General features: G+C 61.0%; 22 protein-coding genes. 11 read left to right on the top strand and 11 right to left on the bottom strand.

The features are described from left to right. Window positions 1-25 precede the first annotated feature (25 nt). The 3 genes from AC1DE4_RS19120 to AC1DE4_RS19110 are packed head-to-tail and all read left to right on the top strand — an operon-like array spanning window position 26 to window position 1805. A complete protein-coding gene (locus AC1DE4_RS19120; RefSeq protein WP_477882532.1) occupies window positions 26-940 on the top strand; it encodes a DnaJ C-terminal domain-containing protein in 915 nt (304 codons plus the stop codon). A gap of 2 nt (window positions 941-942) precedes the next feature. Beyond that, complete coding sequence (locus AC1DE4_RS19115) at window positions 943-1275, top strand: chaperone modulator CbpM (protein WP_025660665.1); 333 nt, start codon at window positions 943-945, stop codon at window positions 1273-1275. 44 nt (window positions 1276-1319) lie between these two features. Further along, on the top strand, window positions 1320-1805 hold the full coding sequence (locus tag AC1DE4_RS19110) for a cupin domain-containing protein (RefSeq protein WP_025660664.1): 486 nt from the start codon (window positions 1320-1322) through the stop codon (window positions 1803-1805). Window positions 1806-1811: 6 nt separating this feature from the next. On the opposite strand, the gene AC1DE4_RS19105 is transcribed toward AC1DE4_RS19110, so the two are convergent. Next, window positions 1812-3017 carry an ROK family transcriptional regulator gene (locus AC1DE4_RS19105; protein WP_025660663.1) on the bottom strand — a complete coding sequence of 402 codons (1206 nt, stop codon included), beginning with the start codon at window positions 3015-3017 and terminating at the stop codon, window positions 1812-1814. Between the two features lie 224 nt (window positions 3018-3241). Between AC1DE4_RS19105 and AC1DE4_RS19100 the strand changes: the two genes are divergently transcribed. The 6 genes from AC1DE4_RS19100 (at window position 3242) to AC1DE4_RS19075 (ending at window position 9297) form a co-directional block, all read left to right on the top strand. Continuing rightward, window positions 3242-4477, top strand: a complete 1236-nt coding sequence (locus AC1DE4_RS19100; protein ID WP_477882528.1) for an extracellular solute-binding protein — start codon at window positions 3242-3244, stop codon at window positions 4475-4477. A gap of 75 nt (window positions 4478-4552) precedes the next feature. Next, on the top strand, window positions 4553-5437 hold the full coding sequence (locus AC1DE4_RS19095; RefSeq protein ID WP_018856030.1) for a carbohydrate ABC transporter permease: 885 nt from the start codon (window positions 4553-4555) through the stop codon (window positions 5435-5437). Further along, on the top strand, window positions 5437-6282 hold the full coding sequence (locus AC1DE4_RS19090; protein ID WP_025660660.1) for a carbohydrate ABC transporter permease: 846 nt from the start codon (window positions 5437-5439) through the stop codon (window positions 6280-6282). Before AC1DE4_RS19095 ends, AC1DE4_RS19090 begins: the two co-directional genes overlap by 1 nt. Then, complete coding sequence (locus tag AC1DE4_RS19085; protein ID WP_477882526.1) at window positions 6279-7301, top strand: SIS domain-containing protein; 1023 nt, start codon at window positions 6279-6281, stop codon at window positions 7299-7301. Before AC1DE4_RS19090 ends, AC1DE4_RS19085 begins: the two co-directional genes overlap by 4 nt. Continuing rightward, on the top strand, window positions 7301-8230 hold the full coding sequence (locus AC1DE4_RS19080) for a carbohydrate kinase family protein (protein ID WP_477882524.1): 930 nt from the start codon (window positions 7301-7303) through the stop codon (window positions 8228-8230). The genes AC1DE4_RS19085 and AC1DE4_RS19080 overlap by 1 nt, the downstream gene beginning before the upstream one ends. Next, entirely contained in the window at window positions 8227-9297 is a 1071-nt protein-coding gene (locus tag AC1DE4_RS19075; RefSeq protein WP_477882522.1) for an ABC transporter ATP-binding protein, read from the top strand. Before AC1DE4_RS19080 ends, AC1DE4_RS19075 begins: the two co-directional genes overlap by 4 nt. 9 nt (window positions 9298-9306) lie before the next feature. Here the strand turns inward: AC1DE4_RS19075 and solA are convergent, their stop codons facing one another. The 6 genes from solA to AC1DE4_RS19045 all read right to left on the bottom strand — a co-directional run bounded on the left by solA (window position 9307) and on the right by AC1DE4_RS19045 (window position 15154). Further along, window positions 9307-10467, bottom strand: a complete 1161-nt coding sequence (gene solA, locus AC1DE4_RS19070; protein ID WP_477882520.1) for an N-methyl-L-tryptophan oxidase — start codon at window positions 10465-10467, stop codon at window positions 9307-9309. 9 nt (window positions 10468-10476) lie between these two features. Further along, window positions 10477-11970: an HAL/PAL/TAL family ammonia-lyase gene (locus AC1DE4_RS19065; protein WP_477882518.1), complete on the bottom strand. Its 1494-nt coding sequence runs from the start codon at window positions 11968-11970 to the stop codon at window positions 10477-10479. Continuing rightward, window positions 11967-12743, bottom strand: coding sequence for an ABC transporter ATP-binding protein (locus tag AC1DE4_RS19060; RefSeq protein WP_477882516.1), 777 nt, complete (start codon window positions 12741-12743; stop codon window positions 11967-11969). The genes AC1DE4_RS19065 and AC1DE4_RS19060 overlap by 4 nt, the downstream gene beginning before the upstream one ends. A 28-nt stretch (window positions 12744-12771) precedes the next feature. Further along, the gene (locus AC1DE4_RS19055) at window positions 12772-13476 is read right to left on the bottom strand and encodes an ABC transporter permease (RefSeq protein WP_025660653.1); all 705 of its coding nucleotides are present in this window, start codon (window positions 13474-13476) and stop codon (window positions 12772-12774) included. A gap of 9 nt (window positions 13477-13485) precedes the next feature. Beyond that, entirely contained in the window at window positions 13486-14211 is a 726-nt protein-coding gene (locus AC1DE4_RS19050) for an ABC transporter permease (RefSeq protein ID WP_018856021.1), read from the bottom strand. 100 nt (window positions 14212-14311) lie between these two features. Further along, window positions 14312-15154, bottom strand: coding sequence for a transporter substrate-binding domain-containing protein (locus AC1DE4_RS19045; protein WP_018856020.1), 843 nt, complete (start codon window positions 15152-15154; stop codon window positions 14312-14314). Between the two features lie 189 nt (window positions 15155-15343). On the opposite strand from AC1DE4_RS19045, the gene hutC reads away from it, so the two are divergent. Beyond that, complete coding sequence (hutC, locus tag AC1DE4_RS19040; RefSeq protein WP_025660652.1) at window positions 15344-16090, top strand: histidine utilization repressor; 747 nt, start codon at window positions 15344-15346, stop codon at window positions 16088-16090. A 115-nt stretch (window positions 16091-16205) separates the two neighbouring features. Here the strand turns inward: hutC and AC1DE4_RS19035 are convergent, their stop codons facing one another. The 4 genes from AC1DE4_RS19035 to AC1DE4_RS19020 all read right to left on the bottom strand — a co-directional run bounded on the left by AC1DE4_RS19035 (window position 16206) and on the right by AC1DE4_RS19020 (window position 20780). Beyond that, window positions 16206-17405: a mandelate racemase/muconate lactonizing enzyme family protein gene (locus AC1DE4_RS19035; RefSeq protein WP_477882513.1), complete on the bottom strand. Its 1200-nt coding sequence runs from the start codon at window positions 17403-17405 to the stop codon at window positions 16206-16208. 17 nt (window positions 17406-17422) lie between these two features. Then, window positions 17423-18784: a mandelate racemase/muconate lactonizing enzyme family protein gene (locus AC1DE4_RS19030; RefSeq protein WP_477882511.1), complete on the bottom strand. Its 1362-nt coding sequence runs from the start codon at window positions 18782-18784 to the stop codon at window positions 17423-17425. Window positions 18785-18848: 64 nt separating this feature from the next. After that, window positions 18849-20015 (bottom strand): mandelate racemase/muconate lactonizing enzyme family protein, encoded by a 1167-nt coding sequence (locus AC1DE4_RS19025; RefSeq protein ID WP_025660649.1) that lies wholly within the window; start codon window positions 20013-20015, stop codon window positions 18849-18851. A 54-nt stretch (window positions 20016-20069) separates the two neighbouring features. Further along, entirely contained in the window at window positions 20070-20780 is a 711-nt protein-coding gene (locus AC1DE4_RS19020; protein WP_025660648.1) for a GntR family transcriptional regulator, read from the bottom strand. 210 nt (window positions 20781-20990) lie between these two features. Here AC1DE4_RS19020 and AC1DE4_RS19015 point away from each other — a divergent pair, with 210 nt between their 5' ends. Beyond that, window positions 20991-22469: an ABC transporter substrate-binding protein gene (locus AC1DE4_RS19015; RefSeq protein ID WP_025660647.1), complete on the top strand. Its 1479-nt coding sequence runs from the start codon at window positions 20991-20993 to the stop codon at window positions 22467-22469. The last annotated feature ends 35 nt before the right edge of the window (window positions 22470-22504 follow it).

Below are 22504 nucleotides of genomic sequence, written 5' to 3'. Positions count from 1 at the left end.
TCCGCCGGCTGAACCGGAGATATGTATGAGCCGCGATCCATACGAGCTTCTCGGCGTGAAGAAGGACGCCACGCAGAAAGACATTCAAAGCGCATTTCGAAAACTTGCCAAGAAACTTCACCCCGATCTCAATCCCGGCGACAAGAAGGCAGAGGACCGCTTCAAGGAAATTTCCGCTGCTTACGAGCTGCTGAGCGATGAAGAAAAGCGCGGGCGCTTTGACCGCGGCGAGATCGACATGACCGGTGCCGAGCAGGCGCCGCGCCACTACTATCGCGACTATGCCTCTGCAGGAAACGCCGGCAACCCTTATCACAACAGCGCGGGCTATGCCGACTTCGGCGACAGCGACGATATTTTCTCGAGCTTCTTTTCGCGACGAACACGCGGAGGCGATTTCCATGCACAGGGCCAGAACCGGCAGTATTCGATGGAGGTCGATTTCCTCGATGCCGTCAACGGCACGAAGACCCAGATCCGTTTGCCGGACGGGCCAGCGCTCGACCTGCAGATACCGCCTGGCACGCGCGACGGCCAGACGCTCAGACTGCGCGGCAAGGGCGAGGCCGGCATTGGCGGCGGCCGGCCGGGAGATGCGCTTGTCGAAATTCGCGTGCGTCCGCATCGCTTCTATGTTCGTGACGGCGACGACATTCGCTTCGACCTGCCGATTACGCTGCGCGAGGCCGTGCTCGGCGGCAAGGTGCGCGCGCCGACGCCGTCAGGTCCGGTCAGCCTCACATTGCCGCCGCACTCCAACACCGGGAAGGTCTTGCGCCTGAAGGGCAAGGGCGTTCCGAAGAAAGACGGCAGTGCTGGAGACATCTACATCTCTCTGAAAATCGTGCTGCCGAACGGACCGGATCAGCAGCTGACCGATTTCATGACCGGCTGGACAGCTGGCGACGAGCAGGATCCGAGAAAGGGCATGGGAGAATAGCCATGGATGATCTTGAATTCCGCCGTTTTCTTAAAATCGACGTGAGGGTGTTAGAGGTGTGGGTCGAGCAGGGATGGCTGCTGCCTCAGACACGTGACGGCGCTCGCGATTTTCGCGACACCGATGTCGCGCGGGCGCAGCTCATCCTCGACCTGACGCGTGACATGGGTGTCAACGATGCCGGCGTCGATCTGATCATGGATCTCATCGATCAGATCCATGGACTGCGCGGAACGCTTCGCGAAATGCTCGCCGCCATGGAAGGGCAGGACGAGGAGGTAAAGCGCAGACTGCGCGGCAAGCTCGATGAGCTCTCCGGCATCCACCGCCTTTAGGACATGGCCAGGAAACAACGACCTGATTGAAGGAAGGAGATGCAATGACCGAGGTTCCGCATGATCACGACCACCATCCGATCGACTGGCGCGAACATGGCGTGAAGGTCATTCCGGGCAATTCACTCGATCCCAATACCGCCCAGACCCCAGGGATGAACCGGGCGACGGCGATCGACCATGCGCGCGCCGGGGCGGAGAAAATATGGGCCGGCACCGTTACCATCCATGCGAATGCAAAGACCGGCGCCCATCACCACGGGGATCTCGAAAGCATCATCTATGTGGTGAAAGGGAAGGCACGCATGCGCTGGGGCGACCACCTCGAATTCACGGCAGAGGCCTGTCCCGGTGATTTCATCTACGTGCCGCCTTACGTTCCCCATCAAGAGATCAACGCCAGCCGCGACGAGACGCTCGAATGTGTTCTTGTGCGCTCCGGCCAGGAACCGGTCGTCGTCAATCTCGATATCGAACCGGTCGAACAGCCGGAAGATGTTTTATGGATCGACCCGATCCATCGCGCATGAGCGTTTTTACAGCGAACCCTTGAGAATAGCCGCAAAGCTCGGGTCGAAAGCGCGGCTGATCGGGTCGGCGGCAGCGCCAAGTGCGACGGCCCAGGGATCGGTCATTCCAAGCTGGAAGCGAGGAATGACCCGGCCACGGCGATCGGCGATCGATGGCGGCAGAGGGTACATCGCCTCGACCAGACGTCGCGCCAGGGCCTCAGGCGCACCGCCGCAGAGAATCACGGTTTGCGGATCGAAGATCGATTCGATCAGATGTACGCTCCAGCGAAGATCCATCACGGCTTCTTCGATCCAGCTCTGTATTCTCGCATCATTCTTCAGCGCCAGTTCGTTCACCATCGCATAGACGCCGGGATCCGCCGGGTCGATCGCCAGGTGCTGGTAGAGCGAGGCGAGCGAGGCACGATGCTCGAGTGGCGTCGGGCTGCCGCTTGCCGAAAGCAGCGCCATGCCGATTTCGCCCGCATTGCCGTTTGCACCGCTGTAAAGTTCCCCGCCGAGGATCAGACCAGCACCGATACCGTAGCCGAGATAGAGGCAAACGGCATGGTCGAGCCCATGGGCGGCGCCAACCATCCGCTCTGCCGTCGCGCATGCGGCCGCATCGTTTTGCAGACGAACGCCAAGACCCGTGCCTGCCGCCAGCGTTTCCAACAGCGGAAACTTTTGCCAGGCGGCCATCATCCAGGGATCGTCACCCGTCGCCTCGATCCCGAACGGGCCAGGCATCGCCGCGCCCAAGCCAACGAGCCGCCGCTCCGATTGAGCAACGAGGCCGGCAAGGTCACGGCGAACCTTCTCGACAAGTTCGAGAATTACGGTTGCACCGCGCGACGGCCCGTCGGGAGGCAGGTTCGCCTCGGCCCGCGTGCGTATGTTGCCGACAAGGTCGACAGCTATGGCCCTGGTTATGTGACGATCGATCTGCAGCCCGATCGCAAAAGCCCCTTCCGGCACCAGGCGATAGGGTGTCGACGGTTGTCCCCTGCCCTTGCGAACAGCTTCCTGCGCGGTGACCAGCCCTTCCTGTTCGAGTTCGTCGATGATGTTCGACACGGTCTGTTTGGTGAGCTTGGTGGCGCGCGCCAGGTCTGCTCTCGAGAGTGCTCCATTCACTCTCAGGGCATCCATCATCACCCGCCGGTTATGGGCGCTTGTGCCTTCATGATTGGTGCCTGCTTTTGCCCGTATCGGGCGCGCTTCGTTCATTCCGAATTCCCTCTTGACAGCAGTAGAATATTGAAGAAGAAATAAGTCAAGACAATTGACTTAATGAGGAACCAAAAGAGTTCCAGGGAACGCAAAAGGGTCCGAAAGCGGCTCTGACGACGCTCCGAATCCGGCAGCCGCCTAACCGGCGCCTTTTCAACAACCGATGGCGACGACAGCCGCCTTCGGACAAACGGGTGAATGTCAAAAAAATGGAGGCTGGAATGTTGAAATCCCTGAACAAGACGCTGCTTGGCGCAGCACTGATCGGCGCATCTTTCGCGCCGCACGCCTTTGCCGAAACGACGATCAATGCGCTGTTTATGGCACAAGCGGCCTATAGCGAGGCTGACGTCCGTGCCATGACGGATGCATTTTCCAAGGCAAACCACGACGTCAAGGTCAATCTCGAATTCGTGCCTTACGAAGGCCTGCACGACAAGACGGTGCTCGCCCAGGGGTCTGGCGGTTACGACGTCGTCCTCTTCGACGTGATCTGGCCGGCAGAATACGCGACCAACAATGTCCTCGTCGACGTCACCGCGCGCATCACAGACGATATGAAGAAGGGTGTCCTTCCTGGTGCATGGACGACCGTTCAGTATGACGGCAAGTACTACGGGATGCCATGGATCCTAGACACCAAGTATTTGTTCTACAACAAGGAAATCCTCGAGAAGGCCGGCATAAAGGCACCGCCGAAGACCTGGGACGAACTGGCCGAGCAGGCAAAGACGATCAAGGACAAGGGCCTTCTCGCAACGCCGATCGCCTGGAGCTGGTCGCAGGCCGAAGCCGCGATCTGCGATTACACGACGCTCGTCAGCGCCTACAAGGGCGATTTCCTGAAGGACGGCAAGCCGGCCTTCCAGAGTGGCGGCGGTCTCGACGCGCTTAATTATATGGTTTCCAGCTACAAATCCGGCCTGACCAATCCGAACTCCAAGGAATTCCTGGAAGAGGATGTGCGAAAGGTCTTCCAGAACGGCGATGCTGCTTTTGCGCTGAACTGGACCTACATGTACAACATGGCGAACGACCCGAAGGACAGCAAGGTCGCGGGCAAGGTCGGCGTTGTCCCGGCTCCGGGCGTCGCGGGCAAGAGCGAAGCGTCGGCCGTCAACGGCTCGATGGGCCTCGGTGTCACCACAGCCAGCAAGCATCCTGATGAGGCCTGGAAGTACGTCACCTTCATGACCTCGCAGCCGACGCAGAACCAGTATGCCAAGCTCAGCCTTCCGATCTGGGCATCGTCTTATCAGGATCCGGCCGTGACGAAGGGCCAGGAAGAACTGATCGCTGCGGCCAAGGTCGGTCTTGCCGCGATGTATCCGCGCCCGACCACGCCGAAGTATCAGGAGCTTTCCACGGCTCTGCAGCAGGCCATCCAGGAATCCCTGCTCGGCCAGTCTTCGCCGGAGGACGCCCTGAAGTCGGCTGCCGACAACAGCGGTCTCTAAGCGATGTAACCGTCCAGGCGGCCCCGTGCCGCCTGGTTTCCACTCTACCAATCCGATGAATTGAGAGGGCGCCTCATGTCCGGCACCTGGATGACAACCCGCGCGTGGCTTTTGATGTTGCCGCTGCTTGTCGTGATGATCGCCGTCATCGGATGGCCATTGGTCGACACCGTCGGCCTGTCTTTCACAGACGCCAAGCTTGTCGGCACATCAGGCAATTTCGTCGGCATCGACAACTACGTGAAGATGATCTCCGGTTCGAATTTTCAGCGGACCCTGATCACGACCACCTGGTTCGCGGTCATCTCGGTTGCTGCCGAGATGGTGATCGGCGTGCTTGCAGCACTTCTCCTCAACCAGGATTTCCGGGGCCGCGCGGTGCTGCGCGCCCTGATGATCCTTCCCTGGGCACTGCCAACCGTCGTCAACGCCACGCTCTGGCGATTGATCTACAATCCGGAATACGGCGCGCTCAACGCCGCGCTGATGCAGGTCGGGCTGATCGACGCCTATCGCTCCTGGCTTGGCGAACCGGGCACAGCACTTGCCGCCCTGATCGTCGCCGATTGCTGGAAGAACTTCCCGCTGGTCGCGCTCATTGCGCTTGCTGCCCTACAAGCGGTGCCGCGTGACGTCACTGCCGCCTCACTGGTCGACGGCGCCGGTCCCTTCGCCCGCTTCCGCTTCGTGATCCTGCCCTATCTCGCGGGTCCGCTGATGGTGGCCCTTGTGCTGCGCACCATCGAGGCCTTCAAGGTGTTCGACATCATCTGGGTCATGACCCGCGGCGGCCCGGCCAACAGTACGAGGACGCTGTCGATCCTCGTCTATCAGGAAGCGTTTTCCTTCCAGCGGGCCGGCTCCGGCGCCTCATTGGCCTTGATCGTCACATTGCTGGTAACGGTGCTGGCTCTCGCCTATGCCACGCTGGTGCGCAAGACCGCAGGGAGTGCCGCCTGATGGAACGCAAGAGCCCATTCTTTACAGCCTTCATCTACGTCTGCGCCTTGCTGCTTGCGGCCGTCATCCTGGCACCGGTTCTCTGGCTGTTCATCATGAGCATCTCGCCGGCCGCCGATCTGGCCGCCAAGCCGCTCCGCTGGTGGCCGCAAACGGCAGACTTCTCCCGGTACACCGCCTTGCTGTCGACGATCGAGAACAGCGCTGGCGCCGCCTTCACCTCGTCGCTCAGAAACAGCATCGAGGTTGCCGGCATGGCGACGATCGCCGCTATCGCGCTGGCGATTCCGGCCGGTTGGGCCGTGTCGCGAACACCTTCCGTCGGTTGGTCGCTTTCAATGGTCATCGCCACCTACATGCTGCCACCGGTTGCGCTTGCCGTGCCGCTCTACATGGGCCTGGCCTATCTCGGCATGCTGAACAACGTCTTCGGCCTCGCCCTCGTCTATCTGACGATCCTCGCCCCCTTCACGACATGGCTGATGAAATCCGGCTTCGATTCCATTCCGAAGGAGATCGAAGCCGCGGCAATGATTGACGGTGCCGGCCTGTTCCAGACCTGGAAGATCATTACCCTGCCGCTGGCCATGCCTGTTGTCGCCACCTCGGCGCTGTTTGCTTTCCTGCTCGGCTGGGACGAGTTCTTCTATGCGCTGCTCTTCACCTCCGATCAGCGCGCCAAGACACTCACGGTTGCCATCGCCGATCTGGCCGGTGGCCGTGTCTCCGATTACGGACTGATCGCGACTGCCGGTGTTCTCGCCGCTCTGCCACCGGTGCTGGTTGGTCTCGTCATGCAACGCGCCCTGATATCAGGGCTGACAAGCGGCGGCGTCAAGGGATGACAATGACCATGGAAAACACACGACCAGCCGGCCTGATTGCAATTGATCGCGAAATGGCGCGTCAGCATGCGGATGCGCTCACATCCTATGACAACGCAAAGCAAACCGCTCAGGCCATTGCGGAATCGCTGAAGAAAAACGCCAGGCTTCTTCTTCTCGGCATGGGCGGATCGCATGCCGTCGGCCGGGCCGTCGAGCCGCTCTACCGTGCCTGCGGTATCGACGCGATCGCTCTACCGCTTTCCGAGCAACTCGGACAACCGCTCGCGCTCGACGGCCGAACAGTTATCATCACCTCGCAATCTGGCGAAAGTGCCGAGGTGGTGCGCTGGTTCTTTGAAACAGGAGGCAGTGGTGACACATTCGGGCTGACGCTGGAGCAAGGATCATTCCTGGCGCGCACGGCGCCTTCCCTCATCGGAGCGGGCGGCACGGAATTGGCGTTTGCTGCAACGCGCAGCCTGACCGTCTCCTTTGCCCTGCATCTTGCGGTGCTGGCAGCCCTTGGCGAGGATCCCGCGGCAGCCCTTGCCGCACTCACCGCCCCGGAAACACCAGTCATCGACATCGCTCTTGCAGCTCTCGATAACGTGGCGACGGTCGTTACCTCGGGCAGGCGCCTGCAGGGTCTTGCCGAAGCGCTGGCCCTTGGCCTGACGGAACTCTCCCGCCTTCCCTGCTTTTCGCTCGAAGGCGGGCAGTTGCGGCATGGACCGATGGAGATGCTCGGCCCGGCCGTCGGTGTCGTTCTTTTCCGGGGACAGGACAGCACCGCCGGTCTGGTCACGGCCATGGCCGTATCAGCCGTCGAAACCGGCGCTCCGGTCATCATCTTCGATGCATCGGGTGAAGCCCCGGTTGCGGGCGCGGTGACCATCGGCTTCAAGCCGGCTTCGGGCCTGGCTGCAGTCTTCGCAATGCTGCCCGTGGCACAGCGCTTCATGGTCGCCTTCGCCGATGCGCGTGTCGAGAACGCCGGCACGCCTGTGCGCTCGACAAAGATCACCCGGAGCGAATGATGCGCCCGCTTGCCGTCATCGGGAACGTGAATATCGACCTCATCCTCGGCCCTGCTGCTCCCTGGCCGAAGGCTGGCACCGAGATCATCGTCGACCACGACGAACTGCGCGTCGGCGGGGCAGCGGGCAACAGCGCCCTCGCCTGGGAAGGTCTTGGCGTCGAATTCGAGATCGCCGCCAATGTTGGCAACGACCAGTTCGGTCGCTGGTTGACCGAGGCTTTCGGCAAGCGGTCCGCGAAGTGGCCGGTGCGCCCTGAGCAGACGACACTGTCGGTTGGCATCACCCATCCCGATGGAGAGCGCACGTTCTTCACCACCCGCGGTCACCTGCCCCGCCTCAGCCTTTCCGATGTCTTTGCCGTCCTGGATGGCACGACGCTGTCGGGGGGCTTCGTGTTGCTCTGCGGCTCATTCCTGACGGAAGATCTGACCCGCGAGTACGATGCTTTCTTCGACTGGGCCGACAAGCACCAGATTGCGATTGCGCTTGACACTGGCTGGCCGCTCGACGGCTGGACGAACGAGAATTGCGAGGCCACGCGACACTGGCTTTCCCGCTGCGCGATTGCGCTGCTCAACGAAGTGGAGTCCACCACCCTCACCGGCCTCGACGACCCTGTCGAAGCGGGGACCGAAATCCGATCCCACATGCCGGAGGGTGCCATCGTCGTCGTCAAGCGCGGACCGGACGGAGCGCTCGCAATTGGTGCGGACGGGCAGTGCATCGCCGCTGCGGCTCCCTGCGTCACGGTTGTCGATACGATCGGCGCCGGCGATGTCTTCAACGCCGGTTTTCTGGCAGCGCTGGCGCAAGAAAAACCTCTCGCTGACTGCCTGCGGGCCGGAACCGCGGTGGCATCACGGGCAATTTCGACCCTTCCCCGCAACTACGGCGGACCATCCACATCTGAGGAGCCCGCTCGATGAGTGCTCTTGAAATTGCCAACATCCGCAAGACATACGGCGATGTCGAAACCCTGAAGGGCATCGACATCGCGCTCGAGAGCGGCGAGTTTCTCGTTCTGCTCGGCTCTTCCGGCTGCGGAAAATCGACCCTGCTCAACATCATCGCGGGGCTGGCGGAAGCAACAAGCGGCGACGTGCGTATCGGCGGACGCTCGGTCCTCGGCGTGCATCCGAAGGATCGTGACATCGCCATGGTCTTCCAGTCCTATGCGCTCTATCCAAACCTGACTGTCCACCGCAATATCGGCTTCGGCTTGGAGATGCGCAAAGTTCCGAGCGCCGAGCGCGACACGGCGGTACGCGATGCGGCGAAATTGCTGCAGATCGAAAGCCTGCTCGACCGCAGGCCAAGTCAACTGTCGGGTGGCCAGCGCCAGCGCGTCGCGATCGGCCGCGCCCTTGTGCGCAAGCCGGAAGTCTTCCTGTTCGACGAGCCGCTATCCAACCTGGACGCAAAATTGCGCATGGAGATGCGCACCGAACTCAAGCGTCTGCATCAGATGCTCAAGACCACGGTCGTCTACGTGACGCACGACCAGATCGAGGCCATGACGCTCGCCACCCGCATTGCGGTTATGCGCGACGGGCGGATCGAGCAGCTCGGCAGCCCGTCGGAGATTTACGATCGGCCGGCAACTCTTTATGTCGCCACGTTTGTCGGGGCGCCGCCAATGAACCTTTTGAACGCTACGGTTCGCGGCAGCGAACTTCAGATCGAGGACAGCGACATCGTGCTACCTTTTCCGGGCGGACTTAAAGCCGAGCCCAGAGATGGCCAGAAGCTGATTGTCGGAATACGGCCGGAAGCACTTCGGCTTGGTTCGTCCGGCCTCACGATACCCGCGAAATGCGAGGTTGCCGAACTGACCGGACCGGAGCTTGTCGTCACCGCTTTTGCGGGCACGCAGCGGATGATGGCCTGCCTGCCGCCGCGCACGACTTTGGAGAATGGTCAGATGCTGACGCTTACCTTCGATCCGCAAGCAATCCACCTATTCAATGCGGACACCGGATTGCGCTGCAGCTAGCCTGGAGCGTTACGCCGATTTACGGACCGAGACGAAGCGGTTCATCGCATCGAACGAGAAGGCTGCAACCGGCAAGCTGGTTCCACCTTGAAGTGCCAGGTCGGCGAGAATCTCGCCGACGACGCTCGTGAACTTGAAGCCATGGCCGGAGCAGGGCGACGCGACGACGACGTTCGGGTTGCCAGGGGCAACGTCGAGCAGAAAATCCTCACTCGGCAGCATCGTGTAGCGGCATGTCACGGCGCTGACCCGGGGTCCGGCAGCGGCCGGCACCCGCCTGGCGATAAAGCTATCGAGGAGTGCCGTATCTCTGTCGTTGACGGGCGGATTGGGCTGGTTGGGATCGATCGGCTCGCGGAAATGCGCGTGCCTCCCGACTTTGACGCTGTCCATGCCGATCGCCGGAAAACCGAAGTAAGAGCCGTCTGCCCCCTCGTCCCGAAGGAAGCACGGCATGCGCTGTGGTTCCGTCGCAAATCCGTCCTGCGGCTGATACCAGGCGACGACCTGTCGGATCGGCACCGCATGTTCCTTCAAATCGGGAATGAGTTCGGCGATCCACGAGCCGGTGGCAACCACCACCTTTTTGGCACGATAGTGGCCCTCAGCCGATCGGATCGTGACCCCGCCGTCGCCCGGCTCGATCGCAGTTACCCGTTCGCCGAAGTGAAGAACCGCACCATCCTGCGCTGCAAGTTTGAGATAACCCATGACAGCCGCCTCGGGCCTGAGATAGCCCCCCTCCGGATCGAGGACAGCAACGTCCTCGTCATCCAGTTGGAAGGCGGGAAACCGACGCGCCACGTCCATCTTGTCGAGGACCTCATGCGGCAGGCCGTGCATCTTGCAGGACGCGCGTGTGCCCGTAACGATCTTGCTGTCTTCAGCCCCGATCTGGAGAACACCGGTGATCGTCAGAATTTCCGTGCGAAGCCGCGCCTCCAAAGCGCGCCAGTTGCTATAGGCGCGCTGCAGCAGCGGCACATAGGACGGATCTTCGAAGTAGCCCATCCGGATCAGCCGGCTATCCCCATGCGAAGAGCTGAGCGCATGGGCAGGAAAATAGGCGTCGATGCCAATCGTCCTGGCGCCGCGCGCCGCAAGGAAGGAGATGGCAGCGCTTCCCATGGCGCCGAGGCCGATCACGGCAACGTCGAAATCAGCTGTCATTTCTGCTCCTCAGATCAATTCGGGCGGTGCTTCTTGCCGGATAAAGCTACGAAGCGCTTCGATGTCGGCAGCCAACGGGCGATCGTCGGCGTAATGCGGGACGGCCTGACGTACCGCACGGTGGATTGCGTCCGTCGCGTCGGCGCGCTTTGCTGTCGACGCCAGGAAGTCATGCGCCTGGGCTGCCGCCATCAACTCGATGGCGACAATGTATTCGGCGTTGTCGATGACCGAAAGGAGCTTATTTGCCGCAGCCGTTGGATGCGCGAGAAAATCCTCCTGCAGGCCGGAGGTAACGCCGCCATCGGTGGAAGCGGGTGCGGCCAGCCTGCGGTTCTCGTTGCTGAGCGCGGCAGCGGTATATTGCGCGATCATGAAGCCGGAATTACTGCCGGCATCGCTCGCCAGAAAAGGCGGGAGGTTGCTGATCAGCGGATTGACGAGCCGATCCATACGGCGCTCGCTCATGGCCGATATCTGCGCAAGGGCGATCGCCAGGCCGTCGGACGCCTGCGCGAGGGCTGGCGCCACGGCATGAGCCTCCGACGACACGACAGGATTTTCAGGTGTTCCCGAGACCGCCGGATTGTCGGTGACTGAGGCAAGTTCGCGATCGACAACGTCGGATGCATTGTCAAAGACGTCGCGAGCTGCTCCATGGGCGTGCGGGACCGAGCGCAGGCTGAGCGCATCCTGCGTGCGTTTTGCGAGCGCGGCTGCGATCAGCCCGCTGCCTTTCAGGCGCCGCCTCAAGGAAGCGCCGACATGCGCGATGCCGCGCGACGGACGAAGCGCTAGCACCGTCTCGTCGAAGGCCGCCATCTGACACCCGCAAGCTTCCAGCGTCAGGGCCGCCACAGCATCGGCCCAGTCGAGCAGATGGTTCGCGCGTGCTAGCGCGACGCTGGCTAAACCCGTTGCACAGGCCGTTCCGTTGACGAGGCTTAACCCCTCTTTTGCACCGAGCACGAGTGGAGCAAGACCAAGGGCATCGAGAGCCTCCCGGCCGTTCATGCGCTTGCCCGCCACCGATGCGCTTCCTTCCCCGATGAGGACGAGCGCAGTATGGGCATTGTGCGTGAGGTAACCGGCTGAGCCCCTCGACGGGACATCAGGCACGCAATCGTGCTCCAAAAATGCCGTGAGGTGGCGGATGATGTCCGCCCGTACGCCGGAATGGCCATGCGCAAAATTGGCGACTTGCGCCGCGATGATTGCCCGGACCTCGCGGCCCGCCAGGAGTTCGCCGACGCCACAGGCGTGACTGAGGACGATGTTGCGCGACAGCCGGCTTTGGGAGTTGCGATCGACGACCGTATCTGAAAGCGCGCCGACGCCTGTATTGATGCCGTAGGCACGTATCCCTGTCTCGACAATGCGTTCAATGATCCGGCTGGCATTGTCGACGCGACCCCAGGCTGCGGGTGATAGCGCAAGTGTCTCGCCGGCCGCAACGCGTGCGATGTCACGCCAGCCGATCAGCGTGTCGATGGTGACCGTCATTGCCCGCTTCCGAAATGACCGATGAACTGCCGGAAGGCCGGTGACGCGCCTCCCCCGAACATATCGTCCGGTGCGCCGATGCTCTCGACCAGGCCTTCCTTCATGAAGACAACGCGATTGGAAACATTGCGCGCAAAGCTCATCTCGTGCGTGACGACCAGCATCGTCATCCCCTCCTCGGCAAGCGCGCGCATGACACGCAACACCTCGCCGACGAGCTCCGGGTCAAGCGCCGACGTCGGCTCGTCGAAGAGCATGACTTTCGGTTTCATCGCGAGTGCCCGGGCGATCGCTGCGCGCTGCTGCTGGCCGCCCGACAGGTGCGCTGGATAGGCGTGGCGCTTGTCGGCAATGCCGACCTTTTCGAGAAGCGCCTCTGCCTCGGCGACGCATTCGGAACGCGGACGCTTGAGCACGTGGACCGGTCCCTCGATTACATTCTGCAGGATCGTCATGTGTGACCACAGATTGAAGGACTGGAAGACCATGCCCAGTTCCGAGCGGATATGGTCGACCTGCTTCTGGCTCGCCGGCCGGCTCGTGCCGCCCTTGTGGATCATGCGGATCTGCTCGCCATCCACCCAGATCTCGCCGTCGGTTGCCGTTTCCAACAGGTTGATGCAGCGCAGGAAGGTGGACTTGCCCGAACCCGAGGCACCGAGCAGGGAAATGACGTCGCCATCCTCGGCATCGAGCGAGATGCCACGCAAGACCTCGTGCGTGCCGAAGCTTTTGCGGATGTTGCGGACGGAAAGTCGGGTAACGCCTGGCATGGAAGCTCCAATCGTGTCCGGAGGGCTCTCAGGCTTTCAGCGCCGGCGGGATCGCACGGCGGTGTCGCGAGAGCGAATATTCAAGCAGGGACATCGCCTGCAGGATGATGAAGTTGAGAACGAGATAGATGATCGCCGCACAGAGGAACACTTCCATCGTGCGGTATGTTTGCGAGATCAGCCGCTGTGCCACGCCGGTCACTTCCCATACGGTGACCAGGCTTGCGAGTGCCGTCGATTTCATCATCAGGACGATCTCGGTGGAGTAGGCCGGAAGCGCGTGCCGGAATGCGATCGGCGCCAGGATGCGGCGCACGAGAAGAGCACCGGACATGCCGATCGAGCGAGCGGCCTCGATCTCGCGCGGCGAGACGGCGCGAATGCCACCACGGAAGATCTCGGCAGAATAGCCGGCGGTGCAGAGTGCCAGTGACAGTACCGCACAAACGAACGGTTCACGCAGGAACGGCCAAAGGAAGGAATAGCGGATGAAGCCGAACTGGCCGAGGCCATAAAAGACGAGGAACATCTGGATCAGCAGCGGCGAGCCGCGAAAGATGAAGATATATCCCTTGGCAATCGACGACAGCACCGGATTGCCGGCGACACGCATCCAGACGATCAGCAGGGCCAGAAGACCACCGAAGAAGACCGAGAGGGAGAACAGAGCCAAGGTCATCGGGACGGCTTTGAGCAGGGTCGTCATCGTTTGGGCGAGAAAAGCGAAATCCATCGTGTTACCTCACGCCTTTCCCATGGCCGCTGTCGGCATGCTGCGATTGGCGCGCCGCTCTGCGCCATTGAAAACCCGGTCGGAGAGGCTTGTCAGGATCAGGTAGAGGATGCCGCCGACGATGAAGAACAGGAAATACTGTCGTGTCGAACCGGCGGCGACCTGGCTGGTGCGCATAAGTTCCGCCAAACCGGTCACCGAGATCAGTGCGGAATCCTTGAGGCTGAGCTGCCAGACGTTGCCGAGACCGGGGATTGCGAAGCGCAGCACCTGCGGAATGATGATCCGGCGAAAGCGCAGACCGCGATGCATGCCGATCGCTGATGCCGCCTCCAATTCACCCTTGGAAATGGCAAGGTACGCCCCGCGGAATACTTCCGCCTGATAGGCACCGGAGATGATCCCCACAGCCAAAGCACCGGCCAGAAACGACGGCAGCCCGAGGAAGCCCTCATAGCCCATCGCCTTGCCGATCGAGGTGACTGCGGAGGACCCTCCGAAATAGATCAGGTAGATGATCAGCAATTCCGGCACACCGCGAAAGACCGTCGTGTAGACGTTGCCGAGCGCAACAAGCCAAGCCTTGCCGGAGAGCTTGGCAGCAGAGATTATCGCGCCGAGCACCGCGCCGATCGCAAGCGCGCTTGCGGTCACGGCAAGCGTCATCAACGCGGCGAGCAGAAGCAGCGCCCCCCATCCGGTCGAGCCGAACCCAATCAGTTCCAGTGTAGCCATATCATGTTCCCCGCGCCCGCCGCTGTCCCGGCGGTGTCAGAATAGCATGCGGTCCCCGGCCTTGAAGCCGGAGACCGGGACCTCCGGCCTTAGCCGGAAATCAGTTCTGCGGGCTGACGTCGACCTTGAACCACTTCATCGAGAGGTTCTTCACGGTACCGTCGGCGAGTGCGGACTTGATCGCTTCGTTGAACTTGTCACGAAGGTCGGTATCGGCCTGGCGGATGCCGAGACCCTCGCCCTCGCCCCAGATCGGGCCAACGATCTCGGGGCCGGTAAAGGCCAGCGTGTCGTTTGCGGACTGGAAGGCATTGGCGAAATACACGGCATCGTCGAAGCCAAGATCAATACGGCCGTTCTGCAGATCGAGATCGCGGTCGGCGCCGGTCTTGTACTCGCGGATCTCGGCGATATCGCCGAAATTGTCGTAAACGAACTTCGCGTAAACGGTCGCGGCCTGAATTCCGATCGTCTTGCCCTTGAAGGCCTCCTTCAGCGCATCGACTTCCTTAACGCCGGTCTGGCCGGGCGTCATCTTGATCGTCGCACCGGTACCGGCTGCATTGGCAAGCGGGCTGTCCTTGGCGGTCGCGAAAGCGGCCGGCGTCGCAGCATAAGGGATGGTGAAGCCGATGACCTTCTTGCGGTCATCGGTGATCGACAGCGCATCCATGATGACGTCGAATTTGCCGGCATTGAGTGCCGGGATCATGCCATCCCAGTCGGATGCGACGAGCTTGCAGTCGATCTTGGCACGTTCGCACAAAACCTTGGCAAGTTCGGGCTCGAAGCCACCGAGAGTGCCATCGGCATTGGTCATGTTCCAGGGCGCATAGGCCCCCTCAAGCGTAATGGTGGCCGTCTTCCAGTCCTTGGCGGCGACGGGCGCGACGAAGGCCGAGAGCGCAAAGGCGCTGGAAAGAAGAAGCGCGCTGAATTTCATTGGTTCTATCTCCTCTGAAGTGACGATTGACCTTGCGGTCCGACACCGGTCTTCGCCGGCTTGCTCGACGCCGATCTTGTTGATCGATCTTTCGAGAGGTTGTATATGGTACCATATGAGATATTTTGTGTTATGCAAGAGGAAAGTCGACTTATCGAGCGGATTCCGCGATTGCAAAGGGAATAGGCAATGAAGCGTCCAAGCGAGATGATGAGGGATAACGATACCGCACCGCTCTACGCCGGCGTCAAGCAGATGATACTCGACCGCATCCATAGCGGCGAGTGGCCTCCGAAACATCGCGTGCCTTCCGAAAACGAACTGGTGAACGAACTCGGCGTCAGCAAGATGACCGCCAACAGGGCATTGCGTGAACTCGCAAACGAAGGCGAGCTGGTTCGCATCCAGGGCGTCGGCTCCTTTGTCGCGGAGCGCAAGGGGTATTCGGCCCTGTTCGAGGTGCGCAATATTGCCGAAGAGATTGCTGAGCGCGGCAACGCGCATGAGGCCTCGGTGGTGGTTCTGGCGCAAGAGACAGCATCTCCCGAGACGGCCGACGCACTGGAGCTCGACATCGGAGCACCCGTCTTTCACTCCCTGATCGTGCACAGCGAAAACGGCGTGCCGGTGCAGATCGAAGACCGGTTTGTCAATCCGGCAGCAGCCCCCGACTATCTGGCGCAGGACTTTGCCTCCCTGACCCCAAACGCCTATCTGACGGCTGCCGCCCCGCTGAGCGGATCCGAGCACATCGTCGAGGCGGCCATGCCGCAGTCCTGGGAGTGCAAGCTCCTGACGATCCTGAAGAGCGAGCCTTGCCTGGCCATCCGCCGCCGCACCTGGTCGGGGCGGCACGTCGTCTCCACCGCCCGGCTCATCTATCCCGGCAACCGCTACCGGCTCGAGGCTCGCACCGGCAAGGTATTCGAGGAATAGTGGTCAGTTGTATATGGAACACGATTCGAGAAGCCGCCCCTGAGGACGCGGGAATATAGAAGACGCGGACCGGTTTCGCCGCTCCTATCGCTGCTGCGGGCAAGTGGACAACGCTTCAGTCGAAAAAGCCCGCATCCTCTTCCCTCAGATATCTCCTGGCCGCTTCAGCGTCGATATCGAGGCCGAGCCCCGGCGCTTCCAGCAGGTCCACCATGCTGTCCTTTACGATCTGCGACGGCAGGCCGATTACCAGGTCCTCCCACCAGGGATCGGAGGCGGTGGGATATTCGAAAGCGATGTAATTTGCCGGCAAGGTGGCGCAGACATTGATCAACGCGCCGAGGCCAAGCAGACCGTTGGCAGTGCCGTGTGGTGCCATCAGGATCGAGTGCATGTAGGCGTGCTCGGCGATCCATTTGAGCTCGGCAATGCCTCCGACATCGGCTGGATCGGGGCCGATGACGCGTACCGCCTGCGTTTCGATCAGCTCCTTGAAATTGTGTCGCAGGTAGATCTGCTCACCAGTGTGGATTGGCGTCGAGGTGGAGGTTGTCAGCTCCCGATAGGCCTGCGGATTGACCCATGGCACGTAGTCGCCAGTCAGCATGTCCTCGAGCCACATCAAATTGTACTTTTCGACCGCGCGGGCGAACTTGATCGCATCGGGCAGCATCCAGCCGGGGCCGCAGTCGAGCGCCAGGCTGACCTTGTCGCCCAGCACTTCCTTCATTGCGATCACGCAGTCGATCATGTGATTGAAACCGCGCTCGCTGATCATACCCTGATCCATGGCGCCGTGATAGCCGGCCTTCTTCTGCGTCACGCCGTAGTGGAAGCCCTCGATCGTGTCCTTCATGTTGGAGTGGAACGAGATCCCTTGCTTGATCATGAAGAAGTTCTGCGGCTGCTCCATCATCCACTTGACGTCAGCGGCGTAATCCTCCGGCCGGTCGCCCGTGCGTTTTTGGCGAACCGAGCCGTTGTAGACGCGCACCTTGTCCCGCACCTTGCCGCCGAGCAGCTTATAGGCGGGCACGCCCGCGGCCTTGCCAGCAATATCCCACAACGCATGTTCAATAGCGCTCACCGCGGCGCCGTACGGCTTGAAAGAGCCGCGTTGGCGGATCTTCAGCATTATTCTCTCGACGTCGGTCGGGTCCTCGCCGACCAGCGCCTCGCGGAAATGCAGCACAAAGGGCTTGAGGTAGGACTTGGTGAATTCGACTTCGCCCAGGCCATAGAGGCCCTCGTCCGTAACGATGCGGACGATCGGGTGCTTGCCGATAACGGCGCAGCGCAGATCGGTGATCTTCATCTTCGTTCCTTTTTTCCTCAGCTCCAGGTGCGATCCCAGGAATACTCATTGTCCCAGTGATCCGTAGGCTGCCAAATGCCGGTGACACCCGGCTGCAGATGCCGCGAGATCACCTCGTCGACGACGTCGTCAATCCCCAGCCCCGGCTTGTCCGGAACAGTGATGAAGCCGTTCTTCACCAGCGGTTTGGGAAGGCCCGTGACGATATCGTCCCACCAGTCGACATCGGCGGAGTGGTATTCGAGCGCCATGAAATTTTCGGTCGCGATCGCGACATGTGCCGCAGCCATTGCGGCGATTGGACTTTCTGCCATATGGATGGCCATGGCGACACCATCGTCCTGCGCCATATCGCCAATCTTCTTGGTCTCGAGGATGCCCCCGCTGGTGAGCAGGTCCGGGTGGATAACGGAGACGCCGCCGCTCTTGAGCAGAGGCTCGAAGCCCTCCTTGAGATAGATATCCTCGCCGGTGCAGATCGGCACCGTGGTGGCGTCCTGCAGTCGCTGGTACTGCTCGGTGTATTGCCAAGGGATCACATCCTCGAGCCAGGCTGGCACGTATTTTTCAATTCGCCTGGCGAGGCGAATGCCGTTCTGCAACGAGATATGGCCGATATGGTCGATCGCGAGCGGCACGTCCATGCCGATGACCTCCCGAACCTCGGCGATGTATTGCTCAAGCAGGTCGAGGCCCTTGTCGGAAAAGTGAAGGCCGGTAAACGGGTGCTGGACGTTATGCAAATCGTACGCAGCGTTGCGGATGCGCCGCTCGTCATTGGTCTTCAGCGGCCCGCGAGTGGGACTGTGGCGGTAGCCTTCCAGTGAGCCGGCCGGAAACACGACCGCACCGGGCACATCCGCGATCTGCATCAGCCCAAGATCCATCTTGAGGAAGGTGAAGCCGAGCTCCATGCGCTGCTTGAGGCGCTTTCCTGTCTCGGTGCCGCTCGGCACGGTGGCGTCGGTATCGCAGTAGACGCGCACTTTTTCCCGAAACCGGCCGCCGAGCATCTGGTAGATGGGGACGCCATAGGCCTTGCCGGCCAGATCCCACAACGCGATTTCAACCGCCGATACGCCACCGCCCTGCCGGCCGTGCCCGCCGAACTGCTTGATCCGGCGAAACAGTCGATCGATGTTGCAAGGGTTCTCGCCAAGCAACCGGCTCTTCAGCATCAGGGCATAGGTGGCGCTGGCACCGTCACGCACCTCGCCAAGCCCGACGATGCCCTGGTTGGTGTAAATCTTGAGCAGCACCGAGGTGAACGGCGCGCCGACAATTTCGGCTACCCGCATGTCGGTGATGCGAAGGTCGGACGGCTTGGAATGCATGTTCACCCGATTGAGCGCCTCGTCGGCTCCATCTGCCTCTGGCATGACTTGTCCTCGTTCTGGTGGGTGGGGCTCGTCGCCGCGCTTGCGGGGGCGGCGTAGAGCGTTGCTAGGCCAACTCTATCTCGTGGTCTTGAAGATAGTCGCGGTTCATTTCAACGCCGAGACCGGGCCTCGGCGAAAGCTTGAGGCTACCGTTCGAAACATCGAGCGGTCTGTCGATGAGGTGATCGTATTTGCCGAGGTTCCACTCCGACGTTTCGAGTTTGTAGAAGTTGGGAACGGTCATCATCACCTGCGCTCCCGCAACCACGTTGATCGGCCCTGCGGCGTCATGCGGCGAGACCGGGATGTAGTAGGCTTCGCACAGGGCAGAAATCTTCTTGAGTTCAGTAATGCCGCCGGTCCAGGTGACATCAGGCATGATGTAGTCAGCGAGCCTGTTTTCGAGCACCGGCACGAAATCCCACTTGGTGTGGCCGCGCTCGCCCCAGGAGATGGCGGCGCTGACCTTCTCACGGACCTGTCGGAGAGCGTTGAGGCTCTCCGGCGGACAGGGCTCCTCGAACCAGTCGATCTGACCAGCTTCCTCGAGGCTTCGACAAAGGCGAATGGCGGTCGGAACGTCGAACCGGCCATGCGCATCGATGAGAATGTCGACATCAGAGCCTGCCGTTTCCCGGATCAGAGCCGTGAGTTCGGCGGCTTCGCGCTCGTCCTTGCGGGACATGCTGCCATCGAGGTATCCGTCCCGCTGTTCGCGAGGCTGCCCCTCGGAATTGCGGCCTTGGTAGGGGAAAGGATCGAACTTGAGCGCAGTGTGGCCGGATTCGACGATGTCGCGAATTTCGCGGACGACAGCCTCCTTGCTGGTAAATTTGGCCTGGTTGGGGTGGGTGTAGAGCGCGATTTCATCGCGTACCGATCCGCCCAACAGCTCGTAAATCGGCTTGCCGAGTACCTTGCCTCGTATGTCCCAGAGAGCAATGTCAATGGCGCTCACGCATTCGACCGCGGCCCCGCGACTGCCCATATAGGTGAAGCTGCGGAATATCTTGTGCCAGAGATACTCGATACGCGCCGGGTCCTCGCCCGTCACTGCGGCACCGATCTGCCGCAGGATCGTGCAGAGGGCGCGATTGGCAAGCCTTGTCGTGGTGGTGATCTCTCCCCAGCCGCTCACCCCCTCATCTGTCGTCACCTCGACGAACAGAAACTCTCCCCAATAAGAAGCCTCGGACTTGATCAGCCACGGCCGCACGCTGGTGATTTTCATCTCAACTGCCTTTATCCGAAGTGGTCGGGATAACGATATTCCAGGCGATCTTTTCTATCCTGCCCGAGCGGCGTTGCGTGCACGCATGTGTTCGAGGATGTGTCGGCCGGAGCCCTCCACATGGCGCGCAATAAGCTCGGCTGCCTCGTTCGCGTTGCCCGCCTTTACGTGCTCGATGAGCTCTCGATGCTCGCTAAGGATCGCCGCGCGCCGGGCGAGTGTGAAGTTGAAACGCCGGCTCACGGCCCGAAGCACTTCGCGATGCTTCCACCAAAGCTCGGCGGCATGGCGGTTATAGTGCCTCTGGTACATTACGGTGTGAAAGGCGGTGTCGAGCTCACTGTGCCTGAGCGTATCGGCGAAGTCGTTCTCTTCAATCAGCGCCTGGATGCGTTCGAGTTCAGCAATGTCTTCGACAGTCGCCATGCTGACGAACCATCGTGTCAGTGCCGGCTCGATCAAGACGCCGATCTCGTAGATGTCCCGAACAAAATCCTGATCAATCGGCCGGACGCGCGCTCCGCGATTGGGAACAAGGGTCACAAAGCCCTCCCCGCGCAGCAATTGCAGAGCCTCGCGCACGGGGTTGGTCGAGGTGCCGTGACGTCGGGCGAGATCGGTGACCACGAGCCGTTCGTTGGCGGCGAGCCGCCCTTCGATGATGTCTTCCCTGATCAGCTGATAGAGCGAGGCACCCTCGCTGGAGGCCCCGATCGCGTCGATCCCTTCGGGTGGCTGTGCTTTGAAAGCGCTCGTATCGGCCAAGACTGTCCCCAATTAATACACGCATTTCTTAAGTATCACGCGAAGCTCCTCCAAACAATGTACGATTTCGCCGGTTGACAGGCAATCGACGATCTGAAAACGTATGATTAGCTTTAAGGCATACACTGGATACAAACGTCCTGGGGCCGAGGAGCAAAAGACCGCTCGCCTTGAGGCAGGGCGGCATGGGAGCGAACCCGGAGGATACCTATGACGAGGATTTCACTCGGAGGTGCCGTCCTGCGCGGCACTGTCTCAACCGCCTTGATGATATCGTTGATGTCTGCGTCGGCGCTCGGTGCGTCGATCGATTTGAGCAAGTGGTCGCCGCAATATGTGCGCTCCATTGCCGGCACTCAGGATTTTGACACGGCGGGCGATTGCGCCAAGGTCACCCCGCTCGACTACAAGGGGCGACTGACTTTCTGGTATCAGGGCGTGTTCGAGGGCGACCCCGACCTCCTGCGCGAATATTACAAGGACTTCTTCCAGACCTTCCGCAAAACCTATCCAAACATCCAGCTTGAGGAACAGGCTCTCACCTATAACGACCTGCTGGACAAGTTCCGGACCGCACTCCTTGGCAATGCAGCACCGATGGCGGTCCGCCTGCAAATCCTCGGCGGCACGGAGTTCGCCGCAAAGGGATATTTGCAGCCGCTCAAACCCGAGGATGTAGGGTATTCGACCGAGGATTTCTGGCCGGGCGCAATGAAGGCTGTAACCTGGGATGGGGTGACCTACGGCATTCCCACCAACAACGAAACGATGGCGTTCATCTGGAACGCCGACATCTTCAAGCGTGCAGGCCTTGATCCGGACAAGGCTCCAGCAACCTGGGACGACGTCGTCAAGTATTCCAAGCAGATCCACGACAAGCTCGGCATTGCCGGTTATGGCCTCGTGGCGCGCAAGAATGCCGGAAATACACCGTACCGCTTCATGCCTCAGCTGTGGGCCTATGGCGGCGGCGTCTTCGACGAAGCGACGGCCAACCCGACGTATAAGGTGGTCGAGCTGAACTCACCGCAGAGCAAGGCGGCCCTGCAAGCTTCCTACGATATGTACGTGCGCGACAAGTCGGTTCCGGTTTCGGCACTTACCAACCAGCAGGCCGACAACCAGCCCCTCTTCCTCGCCGGCCAGCTCGGCATGATGATCTCGCACCCGTCCGACTACAACGTCATGCTCGACCTGCAGAAAAAGGCGACGGATACCGACAAGGTCAAGGCGCAGACGGTAATCGACAACATGCGCTATGGCCTCATTCCCACCGGCCCGGACGGCAAGCGTGCCGTCGTGTTTGGCGGCTCCAACATTCATATCCTGAAGCCCGAATATGTGGAGGGCGGCAAGGTAGACGAGCCGGCTGCAAAGGCTATCATCTGCATGTGGACGAGCCCCGAATGGTCGCTGAAGATGGCCTATGCCGGCTCGAACCCGGGAAATCTTAACGGCTTCAAGACCAAATGGATGAAGGAACGTCTGGACAGCATCAAGTTCCTCGATGTCACGACCTCGATGCTGCCATACGGCATCCCGTTCCCGGCGCTGCCGCAGTCCCCCGAGATCATGAACATCATCGTCCCGGACATGCTGCAGAATGCCCTGACCGGGGCCATGACCGTCGACCAAGCAGCGGACGACGCAGCCAAGAAGGTAAAAGACCTGACGGATGGCGGACTCTAGTCCGGGCCTGACGATCTGACCGGCTGCGCTGATCG

The sequence above is a fragment of the Rhizobium sp. 10N414 genome (genome assembly GCF_056394785.1).
Note: the sequence above shows the minus strand (reverse complement) of the source record. Positions and strands in the feature narration are given on the sequence as shown.